This window comes from Hydrogenophaga sp. RAC07 (genome assembly GCF_001713375.1).
Taxonomy (GTDB): domain Bacteria; phylum Pseudomonadota; class Gammaproteobacteria; order Burkholderiales; family Burkholderiaceae_C; genus Hydrogenophaga.
On sequence record NZ_CP016449.1, the window covers coordinates 1553705 to 1578642 of the forward strand.

General features: G+C 65.9%; 22 protein-coding genes. 18 read left to right on the forward strand and 4 right to left on the reverse strand.

Translation table 11 applies throughout. The features are described from left to right. The first annotated feature begins 54 nt into the window (after positions 1-54). From BSY239_RS07315 to BSY239_RS07335, 5 genes are all read left to right on the forward strand, one after another. Complete coding sequence (locus BSY239_RS07315) at positions 55-774, forward strand: GntR family transcriptional regulator (RefSeq protein WP_069046264.1); 720 nt, start codon at positions 55-57, stop codon at positions 772-774. A 29-nt stretch (positions 775-803) separates the two neighbouring features. Further along, the gene (locus tag BSY239_RS07320) at positions 804-2369 is read left to right on the forward strand and encodes a thymidine phosphorylase family protein (protein ID WP_069046265.1); all 1566 of its coding nucleotides are present in this window, start codon (positions 804-806) and stop codon (positions 2367-2369) included. Continuing rightward, the gene (locus BSY239_RS07325; protein WP_069046266.1) at positions 2369-3271 is read left to right on the forward strand and encodes a ribose-phosphate diphosphokinase; all 903 of its coding nucleotides are present in this window, start codon (positions 2369-2371) and stop codon (positions 3269-3271) included. Before BSY239_RS07320 ends, BSY239_RS07325 begins: the two co-directional genes overlap by 1 nt. 97 nt (positions 3272-3368) lie before the next feature. Next, the gene (locus BSY239_RS07330; protein ID WP_069046267.1) at positions 3369-3851 is read left to right on the forward strand and encodes a hypothetical protein; all 483 of its coding nucleotides are present in this window, start codon (positions 3369-3371) and stop codon (positions 3849-3851) included. A gap of 157 nt (positions 3852-4008) precedes the next feature. Beyond that, positions 4009-5118, forward strand: coding sequence for an alkene reductase (locus BSY239_RS07335; protein WP_069046268.1), 1110 nt, complete (start codon positions 4009-4011; stop codon positions 5116-5118). A gap of 43 nt (positions 5119-5161) precedes the next feature. Here the strand turns inward: BSY239_RS07335 and BSY239_RS07340 are convergent, their stop codons facing one another. Both BSY239_RS07340 and BSY239_RS07345 read right to left on the reverse strand, forming a co-directional pair. Beyond that, complete coding sequence (locus tag BSY239_RS07340; RefSeq protein WP_172823087.1) at positions 5162-5752, reverse strand: hypothetical protein; 591 nt, start codon at positions 5750-5752, stop codon at positions 5162-5164. Positions 5753-5772: 20 nt separating this feature from the next. Then, the gene (locus BSY239_RS07345; protein ID WP_236944154.1) at positions 5773-6321 is read right to left on the reverse strand and encodes a hypothetical protein; all 549 of its coding nucleotides are present in this window, start codon (positions 6319-6321) and stop codon (positions 5773-5775) included. A 113-nt stretch (positions 6322-6434) separates the two neighbouring features. Here BSY239_RS07345 and maiA point away from each other — a divergent pair, with 113 nt between their 5' ends. Both maiA and pgeF read left to right on the forward strand, forming a co-directional pair. Next, complete coding sequence (gene maiA, locus BSY239_RS07350) at positions 6435-7076, forward strand: maleylacetoacetate isomerase (RefSeq protein ID WP_069046270.1); 642 nt, start codon at positions 6435-6437, stop codon at positions 7074-7076. Beyond that, positions 7076-7846, forward strand: coding sequence for a peptidoglycan editing factor PgeF (gene pgeF, locus BSY239_RS07355; protein ID WP_069046271.1), 771 nt, complete (start codon positions 7076-7078; stop codon positions 7844-7846). The genes maiA and pgeF overlap by 1 nt, the downstream gene beginning before the upstream one ends. Here the strand turns inward: pgeF and BSY239_RS22020 are convergent. Further along, positions 7766-8095, reverse strand: a complete 330-nt coding sequence (locus tag BSY239_RS22020) for a hypothetical protein (protein WP_083239857.1) — start codon at positions 8093-8095, stop codon at positions 7766-7768. The two genes, pgeF and BSY239_RS22020, sit on opposite strands and share 81 nt — an antisense overlap. 129 nt (positions 8096-8224) lie before the next feature. Here BSY239_RS22020 and BSY239_RS07360 point away from each other — a divergent pair, with 129 nt between their 5' ends. The 7 genes from BSY239_RS07360 (at position 8225) to BSY239_RS07390 (ending at position 17217) form a co-directional block, all read left to right on the forward strand. Further along, entirely contained in the window at positions 8225-10087 is a 1863-nt protein-coding gene (locus BSY239_RS07360) for a PHA/PHB synthase family protein (protein WP_069046272.1), read from the forward strand. A 33-nt stretch (positions 10088-10120) separates the two neighbouring features. Next, entirely contained in the window at positions 10121-11299 is a 1179-nt protein-coding gene (locus BSY239_RS07365; RefSeq protein ID WP_069046273.1) for an acetyl-CoA C-acetyltransferase, read from the forward strand. Positions 11300-11380: 81 nt separating this feature from the next. Next, the gene (gene phbB / locus BSY239_RS07370; protein WP_069046274.1) at positions 11381-12118 is read left to right on the forward strand and encodes an acetoacetyl-CoA reductase; all 738 of its coding nucleotides are present in this window, start codon (positions 11381-11383) and stop codon (positions 12116-12118) included. A gap of 107 nt (positions 12119-12225) precedes the next feature. Further along, positions 12226-13431 carry an HD-GYP domain-containing protein gene (locus tag BSY239_RS07375; RefSeq protein WP_069046275.1) on the forward strand — a complete coding sequence of 402 codons (1206 nt, stop codon included), beginning with the start codon at positions 12226-12228 and terminating at the stop codon, positions 13429-13431. Positions 13432-13486: 55 nt separating this feature from the next. Next, complete coding sequence (gene dusA, locus BSY239_RS07380; protein WP_069046276.1) at positions 13487-14515, forward strand: tRNA dihydrouridine(20/20a) synthase DusA; 1029 nt, start codon at positions 13487-13489, stop codon at positions 14513-14515. A gap of 25 nt (positions 14516-14540) precedes the next feature. Continuing rightward, positions 14541-15434, forward strand: coding sequence for an alpha/beta fold hydrolase (locus BSY239_RS07385; RefSeq protein WP_069046277.1), 894 nt, complete (start codon positions 14541-14543; stop codon positions 15432-15434). 88 nt (positions 15435-15522) lie between these two features. After that, on the forward strand, positions 15523-17217 hold the full coding sequence (locus BSY239_RS07390; protein ID WP_069046278.1) for an alkaline phosphatase D family protein: 1695 nt from the start codon (positions 15523-15525) through the stop codon (positions 17215-17217). A gap of 10 nt (positions 17218-17227) precedes the next feature. Here the strand turns inward: BSY239_RS07390 and BSY239_RS07395 are convergent, their stop codons facing one another. After that, positions 17228-17863, reverse strand: coding sequence for a GntR family transcriptional regulator (locus tag BSY239_RS07395; protein WP_069046279.1), 636 nt, complete (start codon positions 17861-17863; stop codon positions 17228-17230). A gap of 96 nt (positions 17864-17959) precedes the next feature. Here BSY239_RS07395 and scpA point away from each other — a divergent pair, with 96 nt between their 5' ends. From scpA to BSY239_RS07415, 4 genes are all read left to right on the forward strand, one after another. After that, positions 17960-20116, forward strand: coding sequence for a methylmalonyl-CoA mutase (gene scpA, locus BSY239_RS07400; RefSeq protein WP_069046280.1), 2157 nt, complete (start codon positions 17960-17962; stop codon positions 20114-20116). Then, positions 20113-21117, forward strand: coding sequence for a methylmalonyl Co-A mutase-associated GTPase MeaB (gene meaB, locus BSY239_RS07405; protein WP_069046281.1), 1005 nt, complete (start codon positions 20113-20115; stop codon positions 21115-21117). Before scpA ends, meaB begins: the two co-directional genes overlap by 4 nt. 29 nt (positions 21118-21146) lie before the next feature. Continuing rightward, positions 21147-22679, forward strand: a complete 1533-nt coding sequence (locus tag BSY239_RS07410; protein ID WP_069046282.1) for an acyl-CoA carboxylase subunit beta — start codon at positions 21147-21149, stop codon at positions 22677-22679. 130 nt (positions 22680-22809) lie between these two features. Next, positions 22810-24858, forward strand: a complete 2049-nt coding sequence (locus BSY239_RS07415) for an acetyl-CoA carboxylase biotin carboxylase subunit (RefSeq protein ID WP_069048851.1) — start codon at positions 22810-22812, stop codon at positions 24856-24858. Positions 24859-24938: the final 80 nt, after the last annotated feature.

Consider the following 24938-nt stretch of genomic DNA (forward strand, 5'->3'; position numbering starts at 1 on the left):
TGGGTGCGGTTCAAACGGTATCCCGTTTATATTTTTCAGTGTACAGTTTGCGGCATGAGCCTGCAAGACACCGTTTTGATGCAACTGCGCGACCTGATCCTGAGTGGCCAGTTCGAACCCGGGCACCGCCTGGCCGAGCAGCAACTCGCGGAGCGGCTCGGTGCCTCGCGCACCCCCGTGCGCGCCGCGCTCGTCACGCTGGAGCAGGAGGGTCTGGTCGAAGCCAACGAGACCGGCAAGTACCTGGTGCGCCAGTTCACCGCGCAAGAAGTGACCGACGCCATTGCCGTACGCGGCCACCTTGAAGGCATGGCCGCGCGGCTGGTGGCGGAGCATGGCGTGTCGCGCCAGTTGCAGGGTCAGCTGCAGGCCTGTCTGGACGAAGGCGACCGGCTGCTGGCCAACAGCCCGCTGACCATCGAGAGCTACGCAGCCTATGCGGTGATGAACGACCGGTTTCACGCGCTGCTGCTCGAAGCCTGCGGCAACCGTGCCCTGCAACGCGCCGTCGCCCTCAACGACAAGCTGCCGTTCGCGCCGGCCTCGGCCATGTTGCCCATGCAGGGCACGGTGGCACTCGACCGCGACTGGATGCTCTACGCGCACCGCCAGCACCACATGCTGTTCGCCGCGCTCCTGCGTGGCGAAGGTGCACGCGCCCAGGCGCTGGCGGTGGAGCACACCGAGGTGGCGCAGATGAACATGCGCCTGGCGCTGGAGCGGCGCGCGGAGTCCGAACGTGTGATGCCGGTCATGCGGCTTGTCGTCGGCTGAGGACACGGCCGCGGTGTATCGTCCCGGGCATGTCGCCCACCGCTGAAACAGCTCTCTCCCCCGGTCTCACGCTGCGGCGCGTGGCCATCGACACGTACCACGAGAACGTGGCCTACCTGCACCGCGACTGCGAGGTGGTGCGGGCCGAAGGCTTCCAGGCCTTGTCCAAGGTGGAGGTCAGGGCCAATGGCCGGCGCATCCTGGCCACGCTCAATGTGGTGGACGACAGCAGCATCGTGGGATGCAACGAGATCGGCGTGTCCGAGGACGCCTTTGCCCGGCTGGAAGTTGCCGGGGGGCACCCCGCCTCGGTGTCGCCGGCCGAGCCGCCCGAGTCGATTCCGGCGTTGTTTCGCAAGATCAACGGCGAGCGGCTGGGCCGCGACGACTTCCGCCACATCATTCGCGACATCGCCGAGCTGCGCTATTCCAAGATCGAACTCACCGCTTTTATGGTGGCCTGCAACCGCAGCGAGCTCGACCGCGAGGAGGTCTGCTTTCTGACCGAAGCCATGGTGGCCAGCGGCCGGCGGCTCGATTGGAACGAGCCGCTGGTGGTCGACAAACACTGCATCGGCGGCATCCCGGGCAACCGCACCTCGATGCTGGTCGTGCCCATCGTCGCGGCCCACGGGCTGGTGTTTCCCAAGACCTCGTCGCGCGCCATCACCTCGCCCGCCGGCACCGCCGACACCATGGAAGTGCTGGCCAATGTGGAGCTGCCGTTCGATCAGCTCACCGGCATCGTGCGCCAGCACCACGGTTGCCTGGCCTGGGGCGGCACCGCCCAGCTCTCGCCGGCCGACGACGTGCTGATCTCGGTGGAGCGCCCGCTGTCCATCGACTCGCCCGGGCAGATGGTGGCCTCCATCCTGTCCAAGAAGATCGCCGCCGGTGCGACCCACCTCGTGCTCGACATTCCCATCGGCCCCACGGCCAAGGTGCGGTCCATGCCCGAGGCGCAACGCCTGCGCCGCCTGTTCGAATACGTGGCGCAGCGCCTGCACCTGTCGCTCGATGTGGTGATCACCGACGGCCGCCAGCCGGTAGGCCGTGGCGTGGGCCCGGTGCTCGAAGCGCGCGACGTGATGCAGGTGCTGGAAAACGACCCGCGCGCGCCCGACGACCTGCGCCAGAAATCGCTGCGGCTCGCGGGCCGCCTGATCGAATGCAGCCCCGACGTGCGCGGTGGTGATGGCTTTCGCATCGCGCGCGACATCCTCGACTCGGGCCGTGCGCTGGCGCAGATGCAGGCCATCGTGCAGGCACAGGGCGACCGGGGTTTTGACCACCACCACCCCGACTTGGGCGCGCTCACACTGGCGGTGAGGGCGCCAGCCGCCGGTGTGGTCACCGGCATCGACAACCTGCAGATCGCGCAGATTGCCCGCCTGGCCGGCGCGCCCAAGGTGCGGGGCGCGGGTGTGGACCTGTGCGTCAAACTCGGCGAGCCGGTGGCCGCGGGTGAGGTGCTCTACAGCGTGTACGCCAGCTACCCGGCCGATCTGGAATTCGCGCGTCAGGCCAGCGAGCGCGCCAGCGGTTTCAGCCTGGGCACCGCCGCCGAGGTGCCCCATGTTTTTGTGGAGTTCTGATGTCCCTTTCAAGCAAACTCGCTGCGGGTTGTGTGCTGTGTTTCGACGATGAAGCGGCGCTGGCCGGCCAGGCCGCCAGCGCCCTCGGCATGGCCCTGGCCGTGGTGGAGAGACACCGTTTTCCCGACGGTGAGACGCGCCTGCGCCTGCCCGCCGAGCTGCCCGCGCGCGTAGTGCTCTGGCGCGGTCTGCAGCAGCCCAACGAAAAACTCGTGGAGGTGTTGCTGGCCGCGCAAACCGCCCGCACGCTGGGTGCGCAGCACCTCACGCTGGTTTCGCCCTACCTGGCCTACATGCGCCAGGACATCGCTTTCAACCCCGGCGAGGCCATCAGCCAGCGCATCGTGGGCGGTTTCCTGGCCGGGTTGTTCGACGCCATCATCACCATCGACCCGCACCTGCACCGCGTGGCCACGCTGCATGAAGCGATGCCGGTGAAGGACGCGATCGCGCTCAGCGGCGCGCCGCTGCTGGCCGACCACATTGCCACCCAGCGCCAGAACCCGCTGCTGATGGGGCCGGATGAAGAGGCGCTGCAATGGGTGGCGCTGGCCGCTGCACGCCATGGCTGGGACCATGCCGTGTGCCGCAAGACGCGCCATGGCGACCGGGACGTGGACATCGTGCTGCCCGAACTGCCGGTGGCGGGCCGCGCGGTGGTGCTCATGGACGATGTGGCGAGTTCCGGCCACACGCTGGCGCGCGCAGCCGTGAAGCTGCGCGCGGCGGGTGCGGCTTCGGTCGACGTGGCAGTGACCCATGCACTGTTTGCCCAGGGCGCGGTGCAACTGGTGCGCAGCTCGGGTGTGGGTGAAATCTGGAGCACCGACTGCATCCCGCATGCCTCCAATGCCGTGAGCATCGTTCCCGAGGTCGTGGCCGCGCTGCAGGGCATCCGCTAGACAGTTGCTGCGTTGAGGTTGCTCAACGCCGGATGCGAAGCGCTGCCTAGACTGGCCTTGCAGGGGCGAGACCCCTGGTTGCTCCAAGGAGACTCTCATGCGCACCGTGCTGTCATGTGCCCTCACGCTGTTGGTGTCATCCGGGCTGACCGCCTGTTATGTCGTGCCCGAACGCCAGGCCGACGGGCAGGTGATCTACCAGCACTACCCCCTGCCGCCGGTGGGTACGGTGGTGCCGCCGCGCGCGGCTGTACTGCCCGGTGGTGCGGCCGCGCCTGCCAACCTGCCGGCGCGCCTTTACCCGGTCAACGACATCGCCACCTCCACCGGCATCGTCACCGGATCGGTCACCAACATGATGACCGGCAAGGGGGTCTTCAACGTCTCCTACATGGGTGAGGTGCTCACCGGTGAGGCCACCCGTCTGTCCAACGACGAGCGACGCGGGGTGGCCAGCGCGTTCAGTCCGAAGGGCATGTACATGTCGTGCGAATACCAGATGAACACGCCCTACCAGGGCGCGGGGACCTGCACGTTTTCCAACGGCGCGGCCTACCGCATCCACATCGGTGGCAACTGAGCGGTCCGGGGGCTGCCACGCGTGCGGCGCCAGGGTTCTTGTGCCTTCGAATGGCCGTGCGGCTGGCGGGTTATGAGGCGGCGCCCGGCGCGAGCGCCCGGGGAAGGGGGAATACTCGGGTTTTCCCTTTGTCACTTCCACGGACCGCACCGCTCGCATGACCACCACCTCGCTGTTTTCTCCGTTCACCGCCGGCCAGCTCTCGCTGGCCAACCGCATCGTCATGGCGCCGCTCACGCGCAACCGCGCGCCCAACGCCGTGCCCACGCCGCTCATGGCCACCTACTACCAGCAGCGCGCCAGCGCCGGCCTGCTCATCACCGAAGCCACCGCCATCAGCCACCAGGGCCAGGGCTACGCCGATGTGCCCGGGCTGTACGCCCCTGAGCAAATCGCCGGCTGGAAAGCCGTCACCGCTGCGGTGCACGCCGCGGGCGGCAAGATCGTGACTCAGCTCTGGCACGTGGGCCGTGTGTCGCACATCGACCTGCAGCCCAATGGCGCTTCGCCTGTGGCGCCCTCGGCCATTGCGGCCAAGACCAAGACCGTGCTGCTCAAGGACGGCGCGCCCGTGTTCGTGGAGACCTCGGTACCCCGTGCGCTGGAGACCAGCGAGCTGCCGGGCGTCGTGAACGACTACCGCAAGGCTGCGCTGGCCGCCATCGAAGCCGGTTTTGACGGTGTGGAGATCCACGCGGCCAATGGCTACCTGATCGACCAGTTCCTCAAGACCGGCAGCAACCAGCGCACCGACGCCTACGGTGGCAGCATCGAGAACCGGGCGCGCCTGCTGGTGGAAGTGGTCCAGGCCGTGACCGACGCCATCGGCGCGGGCCGCACCGGCATTCGCCTTTCGCCTGTGACCCCGGCCAACGACGTGATCGATGCCGATCCGCAGCCGCTGTTCACCCACGTGATGAAAGAACTGGCGAAGTTCGACCTGGCCTATGTGCACTTCATCGAAGGCGCCACCGGCGGCCCGCGCGAGCTGGCCGACCGACCGTTCGACTATGACGCCTTGCGCACGGCGTACCACGCAGCGGGCGGCAAGGCGGCCTGGATGGTCAACAACGGCTACGACCTGCCGATGGCCAAGGATGCGGTGAACGACGGCGCCGACCTGGTGGCCTTCGGCAAGACCTACATTGCCAACCCCGATCTGGTGGCGCGCCTGAAGCAAGGTGGCCCGTTCAACGAGCCCGACAACAAGACCTTCTACGGCGGTGGCGCCGAGGGCTATACCGACTACCCCGCACTGGCGGCCTGACGCACCATGCACCGCCACAGCATTGGTGCATGTGCCATTGGGTTCAACGAAGTTTGGCGTTGGCCTGAACCTGTTGTTTGAGCTGCTCGGACAACTGCGCGGCAGCACGCCGTCCCGCCAGGCCGAAATCGCTTTTGAATTCGGCGAACTCGGCGGTCCCGTTGCCCTGGGCCTTCACCGTGGTCACAGCCTTGCCCTCGGCGTCGCTGACCTCACACGTCAGGTCGATCCCGAACTTGGTGGGTGGCCAGGTGAACAACGAAGGCGATTCGGTGGTGGTGGTGATGCTGGGCGAGAACACATGGGTCACACCGAAAGTGGCGATGGCCTCGCGGTCGCTTGCCGACTTCACCACAAACACATCCGAGTACACCGCGCGCAGCGCATCGCGAATTGATTTCTCCAGATCGCGGTAGGGGAAGTAGCTCACCTTGTCGCCCCCGCCACCGGCGGTGATGACTTCCTTGCCCCGGTCGGCGTCGGTCATGACGTAAGCGACCTTCTTCGGATTGAGCCCGGCTTCATTGCGCACAGGCGTTTCAAGTGGGCTGATGCCGATGGGGTGAGCGCAGGCGGTGAGAAGGGCGAGCAGCGTTGCAGCCAGGGGAAGGCGCCAGAAATTCTGAAGGGACATGGATTGCTTTCTTTTCAAGTTCAAGGTTTGACGGCGGTGATGAAGGCGGGATCGGCGTAAATCGTTTGCAGCAGCGTGCGCACCAGTCGGGGGTATTCGCTCTGGCCCTTGGGCACCGCCACCGCAGCGGCAAAGCTCGACTCGAATTGCGTCTTCGCGCTGTAAATCTTGTCGTGGACCGTCTGCCCGCGCTTGATCACGCTCAAGCGCACGTCCATGAATCCTTCGCCGGTGTTGATGCCGGACACATCGATGTCGTTCTTCAGCAGCGTTGCGTCAATGCGCGTCTCGGCCTTCGGGTCGAGCACCTTCAGTTCGGTCAGATCGGAGCGGATGGCATCTTCCAGATATTGGGCAAAGCTGCCGTTGGACGACACAAAGGCCGCGCCGCGCAGCGAAATTTTGTTGACCGGGGCCTCGGGGCTGCGGGGCTGGAATTCGCCCACGGCGACCTTGCCCAGCTGGGCAAGCTTGAGCCGGTCGATGCTGGGGTAGTCGGGGCTGTAGGTGGGCGCCACAAAGGAGGCGCAGCCGGTCAGTGTGACCGCCGTGAGGGCAAGTATGGCCATGCGGAGTTTCATCTTGTCTCTCTTTTTTCTGATCGATGCACATGCACCGCGCTGGACTATAACCAGCAGCCGCAGCTTCGCCGGGATACCTCTCACGGTTTATCCTCGCGGGCATGAAGCTCTACAACTACTTCCGCTCTTCGGCCTCGTTTCGCGTTCGCATCGCGCTCGCCCTCAAGGGCCTCGACTACGAATACCACTCGGTCCACCTGGCCAAGGGCGCGCACAAGCTGCCGGCCTACACCGACATCGCGGTGGAAGGCCTGGTGCCCCTGCTCGAGCTCGATGACGGCACGCGGCTGACGCAGTCCATGGCGATCATCGAATACCTGGACGAACTGCACCCTGAGCCGGCCCTGCTGCCCGCCAATGCGCTGGGCCGCGCACGGGTCCGTGCCCTGGCGCAGATCATTGCCTGCGAGATCCACCCCATCAACAACCTGCGTGTGCTCAAGTACCTGAGCAAGGACCTCAAGGTTGACGAGGACACGAAGAACACCTGGTACCGCCACTGGGTGCGCAGCGGTCTCGAATCGTTCGAGCGTCAGCTGGCCTCGCAAGCGCCGAGCACCTACTGCTTTGGTGAAACCCCCACCCTGGCCGACTGCTGCCTGGTGCCGCAGATCTTCAACGGCCAGCGTTTCAACGTCGACTTCTCGGGCCTGCCGCGCACCATGGCGGCGTTTGAGGCCTGCATGAAGCACCCCGCGTTCCAGAAGGCGCAGCCCTCGGCCTGCCCGGACGCCGAAGCCTGATGTTGCCGGCTGCGGACGCCATCGTTCCCGACTGGCCCGCACCACCCGGTGTGCGGGCACTGTTCACCACGCGGGTGGGCGGCGTGTCGATGGCTCCCTTCGACAGCTTCAACCTCGGCGACCATGTGCGCGACGAGCCGCTGGCCGTGGCGGGCAACCGCGAGCGGCTGGCAGCTCTCACCTCACCCGCGCGCCCTGTGTTTTTGAAGCAGGTGCATGGCACGCAGATCGTGCGGCTGATGCCCGACATGCCCGACGGCGCAGTGGCCGATGCCTGCATGGTTCAAGGCCCGGGCGTGGCCGCCACGATCATGGTGGCGGATTGCCTGCCGGTGCTGTTCGCACACACCTCGGGCACCGCGGTGGCCGCGGCCCACGCGGGCTGGCGCGGACTGGCCGACGGTGTGATCGAGGTCACCGCGCGCGCCTTGCACAATGCCGCAGGCGAAGGCGAGATCATCGCGTGGCTCGGCCCGTGCATCGGGCCGAAAGCGTTTGAAGTCGGCGCCGAGGTGTGCGAGGCATTTGTGGCCGTTGACCACGAAGCCGCAGCGCATTTCTGGCCGCTGGGCAAGGGCAAGTTCATGGCCGATCTGCAAGCCCTGGCGCGCTTGCGCCTTCAGGCGGTGGGCATCACCAACGTGCACGGCAACGACGGCTCGCCACCGTGGTGTACCGTGACACAGACCTCACACTTCTTTTCGCACCGGCGCGACGCCACCATCCTCGGCAGCACCGGGCGCATGGCCGCTTGCGTCTGGATCGACTGAGGCCATTGCCGCAGGCGCTGCGTTCGCAGCCAGCCGTGCCATCTGCGCCTGGTGTTCGGCGGCTTCGCGGGCCTTGATCTGCTTGCGCCTGGCGGGTGTCCTCATCAGGTAAACCACCAGTATCACGGGCAGCAGACCGTAGAGAAAAAAGGTCACAATGGCTCCAAGGACCGAGCCTGTGGTGTTGGTCGCCTCGGCCACCGACATCATCAGAACAACATACATCCAACCAATCACGACCAGGTACACAGCGATCCTTGCAGGCCGGGGGAAAAGCGTCAGTCTGCTGGAAGGCGCCACACAGATACTTGAGAAAAGCCGGACACCCTTTCCCACGCGGGGAATGATAGGCCGCACACAAAAACACAGGAGACCAGCATGACATCGGGCAAAACCCCTCCCACCGACTGGCTGGAAACCGCCAACGCGTTTCAGCAGAACCTCGTCCAGCAGTGGACCCAGATGGCCCAGGCCTTTCCTGGTGCCGCTGCCGCCCCGCAGGCCGGCGCCAGCGATCCGTTTGCGGCGTTCAAGGCTTTCATGCCGCAGGCTGGCGCGGCCAACCCGTTCGGCATGCCCATGCCGGCCGGTGGGGCAGCCTTTCCCGGCATGCCCGCGATGCCGGCCATGCCCGGCATGGGCGACATGTTCAAGAACGCCTCGGGTCAGCAGGTGAGTTTTGACCCCGCGAAGCTGCTGGAGATCCAGAACCAGTATCTGAAGGACGTGACCGCTCTGTGGAACCAGGGTCCATCCGTCAAGCCCGAGGGCGACCGGCGCTTTGCGTCGGAAGCCTGGGCCAGCAACCCGATGGCGGCGTTCTCGGCCGCGGCTTACTTGCTCAACGCACGCACCCTCATGGCCCTGGCCGACGCGGTGCAGGGAGATGCCAAGACACGCACCCGCGTGCGCTTCGCGGTGCAGCAGTGGATCGACGCCAGCGCGCCGAGCAACTTTCTGGCCTTCAACGCCGAAGCGCAGAAAAAGGCCATCGACACCCAGGGCGAGAGCATCGCCAAGGGCATGGCCAACCTGCTGCACGACATGAAGCAGGGCCACGTGTCCATGACCGACGAGAGCGTGTTCGAGGTGGGCAAGAACGTGGCCACCACCGAAGGTGCGGTGGTGTTCGAGAACGAACTGTTCCAGCTGATCGAATACAAACCGCTCACGGCCAAGGTGTATGAGCGGCCGTTCCTGCTGGTGCCGCCCTGCATCAACAAGTTCTACATCCTCGACCTGCAGCCCGAGAACTCGCTCATCCGTTACTGCGTGGAGCAGGGCCACCGCACATTTGTGGTGAGCTGGCGCAACCCCGACGAGTCACTGGCCCAGGCCACCTGGGACCAGTACATCGAAGACGCGGTGATCAAGGCGATCGGCGTCACACAGGACATCACCGGCGCAGAGACCATCAACGCGCTGGGCTTCTGCGTGGGCGGCACCATGCTCGGCACCGCGCTGGCGGTGCTGGCCGCGCGCGGTGAAGAGCCGGTGAACTGCGCCACCTTCCTCACCACGCTGCTCGATTTCACCGACACCGGCATCCTCGATGTGTTCATTGACGAGAACTTCGTCAAGTACCGCGAGGCGCAGTTTGCCCAGGGCGGCCTCATGCCCGGGCGCGACCTGGCCACCACCTTCAGCTTCCTGCGGCCCAACGACCTGGTGTGGAACTACGTGGTGGGCAATTACCTCAAGGGCGAAACACCGCCACCGTTCGACCTGCTGTACTGGAACTCCGACAGCACCAACCTGCCAGGCCCTTACTACACGCGCTATCTGCGCCAGATGTACTTGGAGAACAACCTCATCAAGCCCGGCAAGATGACGGTGTGCGGCGAGAAGATCGACTTCCGCCAGGTCAAGCTGCCGGTCTACATCTACGGCTCGCGCGAAGACCACATCGTGCCCATCGGCGGCGCCTACGCCAGCACCCAGGTGTTCCCGGGCAAGAAGCGCTTCGTCATGGGTGCCTCGGGCCACATCGCCGGCGTGATCAACCCCGCAAGCAAGAAAAAGCGCAGCCACTGGATCGGCTCAAGCACCAAGTTCCCGAAAGACGTGAACGAGTGGATCGCGAGCGCCGATGAACAACCCGGCAGCTGGTGGACCGACTGGGCCGCCTGGCTCAAGCCACAGGCTGGCAAGCAAATTGCTGCGCCCAAAACCTATGGCAAGGGCAAGGCCTACGCCGCCATCGAACCCGCACCTGGCCGCTATGTAAAAGCCAAGGCCTGACCCCATTTTTTGAGCACAACAAGGAGCAAACCCATGGAAGACATCGTCATCGTTTCAGCCGCCCGCACCGCCGTCGGCAAGTTTGGCGGCTCGCTCGCCAAAGTCCCTGCCACCGAGCTCGGCAGCATCGTCATCAAGGCGATGATGGAGCGCAGTGGTCTGCCCGCCGACGTCATCGGTGAGGTGATCATGGGCCAGGTGCTGGCCGCGGGTGTGGGCCAGAACCCCGCCCGCCAGGCCATGATGAAGGCCGGCGTGGCCAAGGAAACCCCGGCGCTGACCATCAACGCCGTCTGCGGCTCCGGCCTCAAGGCCGTGATGCTCGCCGCGCAGGCCGTGGCCTGGGGCGACAGCGAAATCGTGATTGCCGGTGGCCAGGAAAACATGAGCGCCAGCCCGCACGTGCTCAACGGCAGCCGCGACGGCCAGCGCATGGGCGACTGGAAGATGGTCGACACCATGATCGTCGACGGCCTCTGGGACGTCTACAACCAGTACCACATGGGCATCACCGCCGAGAACGTGGCCAAGGTCCACGCCATCACGCGCGACATGCAGGATGCGCTGGCGCTGGGCAGCCAGCAAAAGGCCAGCGCCGCGCAAGACGCCGGCAAGTTCAAGGACGAGATCGTCGGCGTGAGCATTCCACAGCGCAAGGGCGACCCGGTCGTTTTTGACAGCGACGAATTCATCAACAAGAAGACCAACGCCGAAGCGCTGGCCGGCCTGCGCCCCGCGTTCGACAAGGCGGGTTCCGTGACGGCGGGCAATGCGTCTGGCCTGAACGACGGCGCCGCCGCCGTGATGGTGATGACCGCGAAGAAGGCCGCTTCACTGGGCCTGACGCCATTGGCGCGCATTGCTGCCTTCGGCACCAGCGGCCTCGACCCGGCCACCATGGGCATGGGCCCGGTGCCCGCCTCGCAGAAGGCATTGGCACGCGCCGGCTGGAAAGCGTCCGACGTGGACCTGTTCGAGCTCAACGAAGCCTTTGCGGCACAAGCCTGCGCCGTCAACAAGGCGCTGGACATCGACCCCGCGCGCGTGAACGTGAACGGCGGTGCGATCGCCATCGGTCACCCCATCGGTGCGTCCGGATGCCGCATCCTGGTCACGCTTCTGCACGAAATGGTTCGCCGCGACGCGAAAAAGGGCGTGGCGGCCCTCTGTATCGGCGGCGGCATGGGGGTTTCCCTCGCGGTCGAACGCTGATTTGCCGGTAGATTCAAAGTCCTACTGCGGGGCTGCACGCGCCTTGCAGCCCAACACACACAATCCAGAGGAGAACCCCCAATGAGTCAAAAAGTAGCGTACGTCACCGGTGGCATGGGTGGCATCGGAACGGCCATCTGCCAGCGTCTGCACAAAGAGGGCTTCAAGGTCATTGCCGGCTGTGGCCCCACGCGCGATTTCAAGAAGTGGATCGACGAGCAAGCGGCCCTGGGCTTCACGTTTTACGCCTCGGTCGGCAATGTGGGCGCCTGGGATTCGACCGTAGAGGCTTTCGCCAAGACCAAGGCCGAGCACGGCACCATCGACGTGCTGGTGAACAACGCCGGCATCACCCGCGACCGCATGTTCCTGAAGATGTCGCGCGAAGACTGGGACGCCGTCATCGAGACCAACCTCAACTCCATGTTCAACGTGACCAAACAGGTCGTGGCCGACATGGTGGAAAAAGGCTGGGGCCGCATCATCAACATCTCGTCGGTCAACGGCGAGAAGGGCCAGGCCGGCCAGACCAACTACTCCGCCGCCAAGGCCGGCATGCACGGCTTCTCCATGGCGCTGGCGCAGGAGCTGGCCAACAAGGGTGTGACGGTCAACACCGTGAGCCCGGGCTACATCGGCACCGACATGGTCAAGGCCATCCGCCCCGACGTGCTGGAAAAGATCGTGGCCACCGTGCCCGTGAAGCGCCTGGGTGAACCCGGCGAAATCGCGTCCATCATCGCCTGGCTCGCCAGCGAAGACGGCGGCTACGCCACCGGCGCCGACTTCTCGGTCAACGGCGGCCTGCACATGGGCTGAACCCGCCCCATGTCGACGACCAACCCCGCTGCGGCGGGGTTTTTTGTGGGCGTTTCCGGGCGGTTTTCCCCTGATCGCCCCGGCCCGACTGCGGATACATTGCCAGCATGTACAAACCCTTGCCCCTGGAATCCCTGGCGCTCAACCAGCCGGTGCCCGTGAACATCTGGGACCCCAAGGGCGTGCTGTTGCTGCGCAAGGGCGAGCACATCACCTCCGAACAGCACCGCGGCCTGCTCATGCTGCACACGCCCATGGTGCTGGCCGCCGACTGGCAGGCCTGGAGCTACAGCTACACCGAAGCACTCGACCGCATGGTGCGCGGCAACGAATCGCTCAGCCGCATCGCCGCGCTCGACGCCATGGTGCCGGTTCACAGCAAACCCGAGGCCAGCGACGAACTCGCAGCCACCGAGGCCTGGGCCGACACCCATGCCGCGCTCAACACCCTGCTGCACCAGGGCGCCGACGCCAGTCACTTCATCGAGCGCCTGGAGCGCCTGACCGCGCTGACCGACAAGCTTTGGCGCGAGCACCCCGACGACAGCCTGTTGATCCTGGTGCAGCTGCTGTTTGACCCCGGCATGCACTACAGCGCCACGCATGCCTTGCTCACCGCGGGGTTGTGCACGTTGGTCGGACCTTCGGCCGGCACGGCTGCGGGCGACCAACTCGCGCTGGTGCGCGCGGCCCTCACCATGAACATCGGCATGACACGCGCGCACGACGACATGGCCCGCCAGGCGGGTCCGCTGTCGGATGCCCAGCGCAAGACCGTGCGCGAGCACCCGCAGCGCAGCGCGGCAGTGATGCGGCAGCTCGGTGTGGCGGATGCCGCCTGGCTGCAACTGGTGGAAGACCACCACGAGCGCCCCGACGGCCAGGGCTACCCGGCCGGCAAACCCGTCAACAGCACCGCCCACCACCTCCTGCAGATGGCCGATGTGTACGTGGCCTCCATCAGCCCGCGCAAGAGCCGCGGCGGCCTGCTCTCGCAGCAGGTGGCGCGCGAACTCTACCTGGGCCCCGACCTCACACCCGACCCCCTGGGTGCGTTGTTCATCAAGAACATCGGCTTCTACCCACCGGGCAGCTACGTGCGGCTTGCCAGCGGCGAAGTGGCGGTGGTGGCCCGGCGCGGCGCCAAGGCCAATGCACCCACGGTGCTCGCCATCGTCGGCCGCCAGGGCCTGCCACTCGGAGAGCCCACCCTGCGCGACACCAACGATCCGGCTTTTGAAGTCAAGGCCAGCTTGGCGCCGGGCGACGTGAAGGTGCTGGTGGGTGTGGGCAAGCTGCTGGCCCGGCTGTGAAGCAACGAAGGGCGCGGTAAAGTCCCAGGCTGCGTCAGCGAGCCATTTCCCCCAGATGATTGAAGCCAGCCCCACCCACCCACCGTTCAGCCCTTGGCGCCTCTCGGTCGCGCCCATGATGGACTGGACCGACCGGCATTGCCGCTACCTGCACCGCCTGCTGACCAAAAACACCTTGCTCTACACCGAGATGGTGACCACCGGCGCGCTGGCGCACGGCAGTGTGCAGCGCCACCTGCGGTTCAACGCCGAAGAGCATCCCGTGGCCCTGCAGCTCGGTGGCAGCGACGCGGCTGAGCTGGCCATGGCCGCGAAGCTGGGCGAAGACTGGGGCTATGACGAGATCAACCTCAATTGCGGCTGCCCGAGCGACCGTGTGCAGCGCGGTGCGTTTGGTGCCTGCCTCATGGCCGAGCCCAAGACCGTGGCCGATGGCGTGAAGGCCATGGTGGACGCGGTGTCCATTCCGGTGACGGTGAAACACCGCATCGGCATCGACCGCGTGGAGAGCTACGAGTTTGTGCGCGACTTCGTCGGCACGGTGAGCGAAGCGGGGTGCAACGTGTTCATGGTGCACGCCCGCAATGCCTGGCTGGACGGCCTGAGCCCCAAGGAAAACCGCGAAGTGCCGCCGCTGCGCTACGAGCTGGCGTACCGCCTCAAGCGCGACTTTCCCCACCTCACCATCGGCATCAACGGCGGCATCACCACCAACGCGCAGATCACCGATCACCTGCAGCAGGTGGACGGTGTGATGGTGGGGCGCGAGGCGTACCACAACCCCTGGCTGCTCACCTCGTGGGACGAGACCTTTTTCGGCGCCGCACCCAGCACGATCACACGCGAGGCGGTGGAAGAGCAGATGGTGAGCTACATGGAGCGTGCCTTTGCCGAGGACGGTTGCCCCTGGTACGCGATTGCGCGTCACATGCTGGGCCTGCGCCACGGCCTGCGCGGGGCGCGGCGCTGGCGGCAGATCTGGAGCGACCACCGCTTGAAGCCTTTGCCGCCCCGCGAGGTGTGGGCCATGGCGCGGGAGAGCATCGAAGCTGAAAACCGGTCCGTGCCCGCTCCGGTGGCGTGACGCCCATCCCTTCCACAAGGTCCTCATGTCTGCATTGCCCCCCGCGCTGGATGCTGAACGCTTCGAGATCGACACACCAGCGGGCCGCGTGAGCGCCTACCGGGCCTGGCCGCAGTCGGGGGCGGCCAACCTGCCGCCGGTGCTGCTGGTGCACAGCGTCAACGCCTCTGGGTCTGCAGCCGAGGTGAAGCCGATGTTTGAACACTGCCGCCGGCGCCGTGCGGTGTACGCGCTGGACCTCCCGGGCTTCGGTTTCTCCGACCGCAGCGACCGGGTCTACACGCCGCGACTGATGACCGACGCGATCCACGCGATGCTCGCCCACATGCGGGCGGCCCATGGCGTGGAGGCGATCGATGTGCTGGGCGTGTCGCTGGCCAGCGAGTTCGTGGTGCGCGCACAGCAGGAGGCCCCCCACACGGTGCGGCGCATGGCCCTGGTGAGCCCCACCGGGTTCAGCGGCCCCAAGCGGCGCTACGGCCCACCCGGCAGCACCTTGTTCCAGGCCTGGCTGTTCAAGATCCTCTCGTGGCCATTCTGGTCCGAAGGCATCTACCGCAACCTCACCCGCCCGGCGGTGATTCGCTATTTTCTGGAGCGCACCTGGGGATCGAAGCGTATCGACGAAGCGCTGTGGCGCTACGACGTGATCACCACACGCCAGCCCGGTGCGCGCTTTGCGCCGCTGCACTTCGTGGCGGCGGGTATGTTCAGCCGCGACATCAACAGCCTGTACGAGGCCGTGACCTGCCCGGTGTGGGTGAGCATGGCCACGCGGGGCGATTTCACCGACTACCAGGGCAAGGTGACGGTGGAGCAGCGGCCCAACTGGCAGTTCCATGCCATCGAGGGGGGCGCATTGCCGTACTTCGAAGACCTCGCCGCGTTCACCGACAAGCTCGACCCGTTCTGGGGATAAGCGCTGCGAGGCCATTCACGGCCCTGTCAAATTCGATCGCCAAGCTCGCGCCAGCCAGCCTGCTTCGGGTTGGGTCTCGGGGCTTTTCATGGCGATTTCCAATCGGCGCAGTTTCATCATCCGTGTGGCGTCGGCGTCTGCCGCGGTGGCCGCGGGCGGTCTGCTCTCGGCGTGTGGTGGCGGTGATGACGATGCGTCCCCATCCGCGCGCTTCGATTTCGGCGTGGCCAGTGGTGACCCGCTGGCCGACCGGGTGGTGCTGTGGACGCACGCTGCGCCGGCCAACGGCCAGTCGACGGTGAGCCTGACCTGGGAAGTGGCGCGGGACGCCGGCTTCACCCAGGTGGTGTCCAGCGGCCAGGTGCAGGCCACCGCAGCCGCGGGCTTCACCGCCAAGGTGGACGCCACCGGCCTGAGCGCCGGGCAGAGCTACCACTTCCGCTTTCGCGAAGGCCGCAACAACTCGCCCGTGGGCCGCACCCGCACCTTGCCGGCCTCGGGCGTGGGCAGCGTGAAGATGGCGGTGTTCAGCTGCGCCAACTACCCCGCAGGCTTCTTCCATGCCTACAGCGAGGCGGTGAACCAGGGCGCCGAATACGCCGTGCACCTCGGCGACTACATCTACGAATACCCGGCCAACGGCTACGCCTCGCAGGACGCGGTGGCGCTGGGCCGTGTGAGCAGCCCCGCCAACGAGTGCCTGACACTCGCCGACTACCGCGCCCGTTACGCCCAGTACCGCAGCGATCCCGACCTCAAGCGTATGCACGCCAGCCTGCCGCTGATCGCGGTGTGGGACGACCACGAGATCGCGAACGATGCATACGTGACGGGTGCGGAGAACCACACCGAAGGCGCGGAGGGCGCATTCACCGACCGCGTGGCCGCCGCGCTGAAGGTCTGGCACGAGTGGATGCCGGTGCGCACGCCCGACATGACCGATCTGCGCAAGATCTACCGCAGCTTCGACTTTGGCAACCTGCTCTCGCTGCACATGCTGGAGACGCGATTGCTCGGTCGGGACCAGGGCGTCGAGCTGCCCAGTCTGGTGAATCCGGCCACGCAGGCGGCCGCTTTGGCGAGCCTCACATCCGCGTCGCGGCAGATGCTGGGTGGCGTGCAGCAGGCGTGGCTGCAGCAGCAGATGGCAGCGTCCAGCGCCACCTGGCAGGTGCTGGGCCAGCAGGTGCTGATGGCGCGCATGGCGTTCCCGGTGTCCATCCTGCAGGCGCTGGACCCGTCCAACACCGACCCGGCCGCACAAGCCGCCGGGCTGCAGGCCATCACCGACTACCTCACGGCCAAAGCCACCCCGCCGGGTTCACGCACGCCGACGCAACAGTCCTTGCTCGATCCGGCCCTCAACCCGCAGCTGGGCTACAACGTGGACGCGTGGGACGGCTACCCGGTGGCGCGCGAGGTGTTGCTGGGCACGGCGAACACGCTGGGCAAACGGCTGGTGACCCTGGCCGGCGATACCCACAACGCGTGGCACAGCGACCTGACCTTGCTGAACGGCACCAAGGTGGGCGAAGAGTTCGCCACACCGGGCGTGAGCTCGCCGGGGCTGGAGGAATACCTCTCGGCCATCCCGCCTGCCAATGCCGCGAGCATCTTCACCGGTGTGATCGACACGCTGAACTACGCCGACACGGCGCGCCGGGGCTTCCTGCTTATGACCTTCACGCCCACCACCGCCACCGGCGACTGGTGGTTTGTGAGCACGGTGAAGTCGAGGAGCTACACCGCGGTGCTGGGCCACTCCGCCGTGTTCAACGCCTGATTCGGCGCACTCAGGCCGCCGCTTCCAGGCCGCTCTGAAAGTGCTCGCGCATGCGCTGCACCGCCAGCGCGGCGTTGCGCTGCGCCAGCGCGCTCACGATGGCGCGGTGCTCCGCCAACGACTCTTCGATGCGCCCGGTCTTGAGCAGCGAGTTGTGGCGGTTGAGCTTCATGACCTTGCGCAGGTCGGCCACCATCTGCTCGCGCCAGCGGTTGCGCGCCAGTTCCAGTACGCGCATGTGGAACTGTTCGTTGAGCGCGAAGAAACGGTCGCGCTCGCCCACGGCCGCCTCCAGCGCGTCGTGCAGGGTCTGCAGCTCGGCCAGCTCGGCGTCCGTGGCGCGTTCGGCCACCACACCGGCCGCGTCCGATTCGAGCAGCGCCAGCAGGTGGTAGACGTCGGCCAGGTCTTTCTCGGACACTTCGGTCACGTAGGCGCCTCGCCGCACCTTCATCGTTACCAGGCCTTCGGCGGCCAGCACCTTGAGCGCCTCGCGCAGGGGCGTGCGGCTGATCCCGTACTCCTCGGCGAGCTTGAGTTCGTCGATCCAGCTGCCGGGCTCCAGCTCGCGCTGAAAGATGCGCTGGCGCAGCAGTTCGGCTACTTCTTCGTAAAGGGCTCGGGGTGCGAGGGACAGGGCGTACATGGGCAGGATTGTAAGTCGCAAGGAATATTCTGCATCAATAATTATGAATGATATAAAATCCCGGCCGACCCCGTGTCATATCAACCATTGCCTGCCATGAGCTCCAATACGCCCGAATTTCCAACTGTTCCCCTCGAAGCCTGGGCCAAGGCCGCGCAGAAATCGGCACCCGGCGGCGACCTCGGCGCGCTCGACTGGGTCACGCCGGACGGCATCCGCGTCAAACCGCTGTACACCGCCCAAGACACGGCGGGCCTGCCGCACACCAACACGCTGCCCGGATTCGAGCCCTTCATCCGCGGCCCGCAGGCCACCATGTACGCCGTGCGACCGTGGACGATCCGTCAGTACGCCGGGTTCTCCACCGCCGAAGAAAGCAACGCCTTCTACCGCAAGGCGCTGGCCGCCGGCGGGCAGGGCGTGTCGGTCGCGTTCGACCTCGCCACCCACCGCGGCTACGACAGCGACCACCCGCGCGTGACCGGCGACGTGGGCAAGGCCGGCGTGGCGATCGACAGCGTGGAGGACATGAAGGTCTTGTTCGACCAGATCCCGCTGGACAAGGTGTCGGTCTCCATGACCATGAACGGCGCGGTGCTGCCGGTGCTGGCCGGCTACGTGGTGGCGGCCGAAGAGCAGGGCGTGGCGCAGGACCAGCTGAGTGGAACGATCCAGAACGACATCCTCAAGGAGTTCATGGTCCGCAACACCTACATCTACCCGCCCGAGCCGAGCATGAAGATCATCGGCGACATCATCGAGTACACGGCCGGCCACATGCCCAAGTTCAACTCGATCAGCATCAGCGGGTACCACATGCAGGAAGCCGGCGCCAACCAGGCGCTGGAGCTGGCCTTCACGCTGGCCGATGGCCAGGAGTATGTGAAGACCGCGATCGCCAAGGGCATGGACGTGGACGGCTTCGCCGGGCGCCTCAGTTTCTTCTGGGCGATCGGCATGAACTTCTACCTGGAGATCGCCAAGATGCGTGCAGCCCGCCTGCTGTGGACACGCATCATGAAAGGCTTCAATGCGAAGAACCCCAAGAGCCTGATGCTGCGCACCCATTGCCAGACCTCGGGCTGGAGTTTGACCGAGCAGGACCCCTACAACAACGTGGTGCGCACCACGGTGGAGGCCATGGCGGCGGTGTTCGGTGGCACGCAGTCGCTGCACACGAATTCGTTCGATGAAGCTATCGCACTGCCCACCGAGTTCAGCGCCCGCATTGCGCGCAACACGCAGCTGATCATCCAGGAAGAAACGCACATCACCAACGTGGTCGACCCCTGGGCGGGCAGCTACATGATGGAGAGCCTCACGCAGGAAATGGCCGACAAGGCCTGGGCCATCATCGAAGAGGTGCAGGCCATGGGCGGCATGACCAAGGCCGTGGACAGCGGCTGGGCCAAGCTGAAGATCGAGGCCGCCGCGGCTGAAAAGCAGGCGCGCATCGACTCGGGCAAGGACGTGATCGTCGGCGTCAACAAGTACAAGCTCAAGACCGAAGACGCGATCGAATCGCGCGACATCGACAACGTGGCGGTGCGCGACGGTCAGATCGCACGGCTGCAGAAGATCAAGGCCACGCGCGACAGCGCCAAAGTGCAGGCCGCGCTGGACGCGCTGACCGCCGCCGCCGACAGCGGCGAGGGCAACCTGCTCGACCTGTCGATCCAGGCCACGCGCCTGCGCGCCACTGTGGGCGAGGTGAGCGACGCGCTGGAGAAGGTTTTCGGGCGCCACCGCGCCGATACGCAAAAGGTGACCGGTGTGTACGCAGCTGCCTACGATTCCGCCGAGGGCTGGGACGCCCTCAAGACCGAGATCAACGCGTTTGCCGAAGCGCAAGGCCGCCGCCCGCGCGTGATGATCAGCAAGCTTGGCCAGGACGGCCACGACCGCGGTGCCAAGGTGGTGGCCACGGCGTTTGCCGACCTTGGCTTCGACGTGGACATGGGACCGCTGTTCCAGACCCCCGAGGAGTGCGCGCGCCAGGCCATTGAAAACGACGTGCACGCGGTCGGAGTCTCGACGCTGGCCGCCGGCCACAAGACGCTGGTGCCGGCCATCATTGCCGAGCTCAAGAAGCAGGGCGCCGACGACATCATCGTGTTCGTGGGCGGCGTGATCCCGCGCCAGGACTACGAGATGCTCTACGAGGCCGGCGTCAAAGGGATCTATGGTCCGGGTACGCCGATTCCGGCGAGTGCGAAGGACGTTCTGGAGCAGATCAAGAAGGCGCTCGGGTGATCCCCTCGGTGTTGCTGGACGGTGTCGTGCATGGCGAGCCCGCCGGGCAGCGCCGTGCCATGGCCAAAGCCATCACCCTGCTCGAATCCACCCGCGCCGACCACCGCGCGCAGGGGGACGAACTGCTCACCGCCTTGCTGCCCCACACCGGCCAGGCGTTCCGCCTGGGCATCAGCGGCGTGCCGGGCGTGGGCAAGAGCACCTTCATCGAGGTGCTGGGCCTGTACCTCATCGACAAGGGCCACCGCGTGGCGGTGCTGACCGTCGATCCGTCCAGCACGGTGTCGGGCGGCTCGATCCTGGGCGACAAGACGCGCATGGAAAAGCTCTCGGTGCACGAGCAGGCCTACATCCGCCCCAGCCCGAGCAGCGGCACGCTGGGCGGCGTGGCCGAGAAGACGCGCGAGGCCATGCTGGTCTGCGAGGCGGCGGGCTACGACGTGGTGATCGTCGAGACCGTGGGCGTGGGCCAGAGCGAGACCGCGGTGAGCGGCATGACCGACATGTTCGTGCTGATGCAGCTGCCCAACGCGGGCGACGATCTGCAGGCGATCAAGAAGGGCGTGATGGAGCTGGCCGATCTGGTGGTCATCAACAAGGCCGACATCGATCCCGACGCTGCAACCCGCGCAAGGGCGCAGATCACCTCGTCGCTGCGACTGCTGGGTCTTCAAGGCCACCCGGAACACGCCCATCACAACGACGCTGTGTGGCATCCACAGGTGATCCAGCTCAGCGCCTTGCTGGGTCGTGGTGTTGACGCCTTCTGGGCGGAGGTCTCGCGCTTTCGCAGCCTGCAGAGCGCCAACGGTCAGCTGAAGCTGCGCCGTCAACAGCAGGCCCGTGCCTGGATGTGGGAGCGCATCGACGCCGGCCTCAAACAACGTTTTCGAGCGCACCCCCAGGTGCGTGCTGCCCTGGACGACACCACCCAACGCGTGCTGGCCGGCAGCCTGCCCGCCAGCACCGCAGCGCGCCAGCTGCTCGACCTCTTCGACTGAATCTCACGCTTTCCCTGGAGAACAACACCATGCAGGACATCCTTCAACAACTGGAAGAAAAACGCGCCGCGGCCCGACTCGGCGGTGGTGAGAAGCGCATTGCCGCGCAGCACGCCAAGGGCAAGCTGAGCGCGCGCGAGCGGCTGGAGGTGTTGCTGGACGAAGGCACCTTTGAAGAGTGGGACATGTTCGTCGAACACCGCTGCACCGACTTCGGCATGCAGGACAACAAGATCCCCGGCGACGGCGTGGTCACCGGCTACGGGATGATCAATGGCCGCCTGGTGTTTGTGTTCAGCCAGGACTTCACCGTGTTCGGCGGCGCATTGAGCGAAGCACACGCGGAAAAGATCTGCAAGGTGATGGACCAGGCCATGAAGGTCGGCGCACCGGTGATCGGCCTCAACGATTCGGGCGGCGCCCGCATCCAGGAAGGCGTGGCCTCGCTCGGTGGCTATGCCGACGTGTTCCAGCGCAACGTGATGGCCAGCGGCGTGGTGCCGCAGATCAGCATGATCATGGGGCCGTCGGCCGGCGGCGCGGTGTATTCGCCCGCCATGACCGACTTCATCTTCATGGTCAAGGATTCGAGCTACATGTTCGTGACCGGGCCCGAGGTGGTGAAGACCGTGACGCACGAGGAAGTGACGGCCGAGGAGCTCGGTGGCGCCATCACGCACACGACCAAGAGCGGCGTGGCCGACCTCGCGTTCGAGAACGACGTGGAGGCGCTGCTGATGCTGCGCAGGCTCTACAACTACCTGCCGCTGAGCAACCGGGAGAAGGCGCCGGTGCGACCCAGCGGCGACCCGATAGACCGCATGGAGCTCAGCCTGGACACGCTGGTGCCGGAGAACCCGAACAAGCCCTACGACATGAAGGAGCTGATCGTCAAGACGGTGGACGATGGCGACTTCTTCGAGCTGCAGCCCGAGTACGCCAAGAACATCCTGATCGGCTTCGCGCGCATGGACGGCCAGACGGTGGGCATCGTCGCCAACCAGCCGCTGGTGCTGGCCGGGTGCCTGGACATCAAGAGCTCGATCAAGGCCGCGCGCTTCGTGCGCTTCTGCGACGCCTTCAACATCCCCGTGATCACGTTTGTGGACGTGCCCGGCTTCATGCCCGGTACCTCGCAGGAGTATGGCGGCATCATCAAGCACGGTGCCAAGCTGCTCTATGCGTACGCCGAGTGCACCGTGCCCAAGATCACCGTGATCACGCGCAAGGCCTATGGCGGTGCCTACGACGTGATGAGCTCCAAGCACCTGCGCGGCGACGTGAACTTCGCCTGGCCCAACGCCGAGATCGCGGTGATGGGCGCCAAGGGCGCGGTGGAGATCATCTTCCGCGAGGAGAAGAAGGACCCGGCCAAGCTGGCCCTGCGCGAAGCCGAGTACAAGGCCCGCTTTGCCAACCCCTTCGTGGCCGGCGCGCGCGGCTTCATCGACGACGTGATCTTGCCGCACGAGACGCGCAAGCGCATCTGCCGTTCACTGGTGATGCTCAAGGACAAGAAGCTGGAAAACCCGTGGCGCAAGCACGGGAACATACCTTTGTAAGCACCCCCGCGCCGCGCTGCGCGCGTCACCCCCTCAAGGGGGCAGCGCCAGCGGCCCGGCAAAGCCGGTTCCGCGGCACTCTGGAATGTTGCTCCGGAAACGAATCGGTATTGAACAGATTGGACGAATGATGTTTACCAAGATCCTGATTGCCAACCGCGGTGAAATCGCCTGCCGCGTGATCGCCACCGCCAAGAAGATGGGCATCGCTACCGTGGCGGTGTATTCCGAGGCCGACAAGGAAGCGCGCCACGTGCAACTGGCCGACGAGGCCGTGCTGCTGGGCCCGGCGCCTTCGCGCGAGAGCTACCTGGTGGCCGACAAGATCATCGAAGCCGCGAAGCAGACCGGCGCCCAGGCCATCCACCCGGGCTACGGCTTCCTGTCGGAGAACGAAGCCTTTGCCAAGCGCGTGGAAGAGGAGGGCATGGCCTTCATCGGCCCCAAGCACTTCAGCATCGCGGCCATGGGCGACAAGATCGCGTCCAAGAAGCTGGCGAATGCGGCCAAGGTCAACACCATCCCGGGCTGGAACGACGCCATTGAAAGCGCAGAGCGCGCGGTGGAAATTGCCAAGGACATCGGCTACCCGGTGATGATCAAGGCCAGTGCCGGCGGCGGCGGCAAGGGCTTGCGTGTGGCCTTCAACGACAAGGAAGCCTTCGAGGGCTTCACAGCTTGCCAGAACGAGGCGCGCAACAGCTTCGGCGACGACCGCATCTTCATCGAGAAGTTCGTGCAGGAGCCGCGCCACATCGAGATCCAGGTGCTGGGCGATGCGCACGGCAACGTGATCTACCTGAACGAGCGCGAATGCTCGATCCAGCGCCGCCACCAGAAGGTGATCGAGGAGGCGCCGTCGCCTTTCATCAGCGATGCCACGCGCAAGGCCATGGGCGAGCAGGCCGTGGCTCTGGCCAAGGCGGTGAACTACCAGAGCGCGGGCACGGTGGAGTTCGTGGTTGGCAAGGACCAGGACTTTTACTTCCTGGAGATGAACACGCGCCTGCAGGTGGAGCACCCGGTCACCGAGTGCATCACCGGTCTCGATCTGGTGGAGTTGATGATCCGCGTGGCGGCTGGCGAGAAGCTGCCACTGGCCCAGGCCGACGTGAAGCGCGAAGGTTGGGCGATCGAATGCCGCATCAACGCGGAAGACCCGTTCCGCAACTTCCTGCCCAGCACCGGTCGCCTGGTGCGGTTTGCGCCACCGGCCCAGAGCATGTGGCAGGCGAACACGGCCGATCTGCTGGGCGTGCGCGTGGACACCGGCGTGCAGGACGGCGGCGAGATCCCGATGTTCTACGACTCCATGATCGCCAAGCTGATCGTGCACGGCAAGGACCGGGAGGAAGCGATAGCGAAGATGCGCGAAGCGCTCAACGGATTCGTGATCCGGGGTATCAGCAGCAACATTCCGTTCCAGGCGGCGCTGCTGGCGCACCCGAAGTTTGTGGCGGGCGACTTCAACACCGGCTTCATCGCCGAGCACTACGGCCACGGTTTCCGTGCCGAAGACGTGCCGCACGACGATGCCGACTTTCTGGTGGCGCTGGCGGCTTTCGTGCGTCGCAAGTCGCGAGAACGCGCAGCGGGTCTGTCGGGCCAGTTGCCCGGCTATGGTGTCAAGGTCGGTCACGACTTTCGCGTGATCGTGCTGGGATCCACGGGCGAGCACCGCTACAAGCCGGTGCATGTGGACGAGGTGGTGGGCCAGCTCGGCTCCGCCGTGGTCACCGTGGCCGGCAAGCGCTACGCCATCAGCAGCCCTTCGCGGCTGAACGACATCTGCATCACCGGCGAGTGCAATGGCCAGCCGTTCACGGCGCAGATCGAGCGTGGCACGCCGCAAAATCCGCTGGCCTTGGTGGTGCAGCACAACGGCACGCGCATCGAGACCATGGTGGTGTCGCCGCGCATGGCCGAATTGCACGCACTCATGCCGTTCAAGGCGCCGGCCGATATGAGCAAATACGTGTTGTCGCCGATGCCGGGCCTGCTGGTTGACGTGGCGGTTCAGCCGGGCCAGAAGGTGCAGGCGGGCGAGCGCGTGGCCGTGATCGAGGCCATGAAGATGGAGAACGTGTTGTTCGCCGCGGCCGATGGCGTGGTGGGCAAGGTGCTGGCGGCCAAGGGGGAATCCCTGGTGGTGGACCAGCCCATCGTCGAGTTCGAGTGAGCGTGAACCCCGCGGCCGCCCCACGGCCCACCGGCTTCGAATTGCGCTACCCTGTCGTTCATCACGACTCTGAAGGGTTT

Excerpts from the sequence above, each read along its gene's own strand:
- phbB (WP_069046274.1), top strand. The coding sequence starts at position 11,381 with ATGAGTCAAAAAGTAGCGTACGTCACCGGTGGCATGGGTGGCATCGGA.
- BSY239_RS07365 (WP_069046273.1), top strand. The coding sequence starts at position 10,121 with ATGGAAGACATCGTCATCGTTTCAGCCGCCCGCACCGCCGTCGGCAAG.
- BSY239_RS07360 (WP_069046272.1), top strand. The coding sequence starts at position 8,225 with ATGACATCGGGCAAAACCCCTCCCACCGACTGGCTGGAAACCGCCAAC.
- BSY239_RS07335 (WP_069046268.1), top strand. The coding sequence starts at position 4,009 with ATGACCACCACCTCGCTGTTTTCTCCGTTCACCGCCGGCCAGCTCTCG.
- BSY239_RS07390 (WP_069046278.1), top strand. The coding sequence starts at position 15,523 with ATGGCGATTTCCAATCGGCGCAGTTTCATCATCCGTGTGGCGTCGGCG.
- scpA (WP_069046280.1), top strand. The coding sequence starts at position 17,960 with ATGAGCTCCAATACGCCCGAATTTCCAACTGTTCCCCTCGAAGCCTGG.
- maiA (WP_069046270.1), top strand. The coding sequence starts at position 6,435 with ATGAAGCTCTACAACTACTTCCGCTCTTCGGCCTCGTTTCGCGTTCGC.
- BSY239_RS07345 (WP_236944154.1), bottom strand. The coding sequence starts at position 6,321 with ATGGCCATACTTGCCCTCACGGCGGTCACACTGACCGGCTGCGCCTCC.
- BSY239_RS07375 (WP_069046275.1), top strand. The coding sequence starts at position 12,226 with ATGTACAAACCCTTGCCCCTGGAATCCCTGGCGCTCAACCAGCCGGTG.
- BSY239_RS07410 (WP_069046282.1), top strand. The coding sequence starts at position 21,147 with ATGCAGGACATCCTTCAACAACTGGAAGAAAAACGCGCCGCGGCCCGA.
- BSY239_RS07325 (WP_069046266.1), top strand. The coding sequence starts at position 2,369 with ATGTCCCTTTCAAGCAAACTCGCTGCGGGTTGTGTGCTGTGTTTCGAC.
- BSY239_RS07330 (WP_069046267.1), top strand. The coding sequence starts at position 3,369 with ATGCGCACCGTGCTGTCATGTGCCCTCACGCTGTTGGTGTCATCCGGG.
- dusA (WP_069046276.1), top strand. The coding sequence starts at position 13,487 with ATGATTGAAGCCAGCCCCACCCACCCACCGTTCAGCCCTTGGCGCCTC.
- BSY239_RS07340 (WP_172823087.1), bottom strand. The coding sequence starts at position 5,752 with ATGTCCCTTCAGAATTTCTGGCGCCTTCCCCTGGCTGCAACGCTGCTC.
- pgeF (WP_069046271.1), top strand. The coding sequence starts at position 7,076 with ATGTTGCCGGCTGCGGACGCCATCGTTCCCGACTGGCCCGCACCACCC.
- BSY239_RS07320 (WP_069046265.1), top strand. The coding sequence starts at position 804 with ATGTCGCCCACCGCTGAAACAGCTCTCTCCCCCGGTCTCACGCTGCGG.
- BSY239_RS07395 (WP_069046279.1), bottom strand. The coding sequence starts at position 17,863 with ATGTACGCCCTGTCCCTCGCACCCCGAGCCCTTTACGAAGAAGTAGCC.
- BSY239_RS07415 (WP_069048851.1), top strand. The coding sequence starts at position 22,810 with ATGTTTACCAAGATCCTGATTGCCAACCGCGGTGAAATCGCCTGCCGC.
- BSY239_RS07385 (WP_069046277.1), top strand. The coding sequence starts at position 14,541 with ATGTCTGCATTGCCCCCCGCGCTGGATGCTGAACGCTTCGAGATCGAC.
- BSY239_RS07315 (WP_069046264.1), top strand. The coding sequence starts at position 55 with ATGAGCCTGCAAGACACCGTTTTGATGCAACTGCGCGACCTGATCCTG.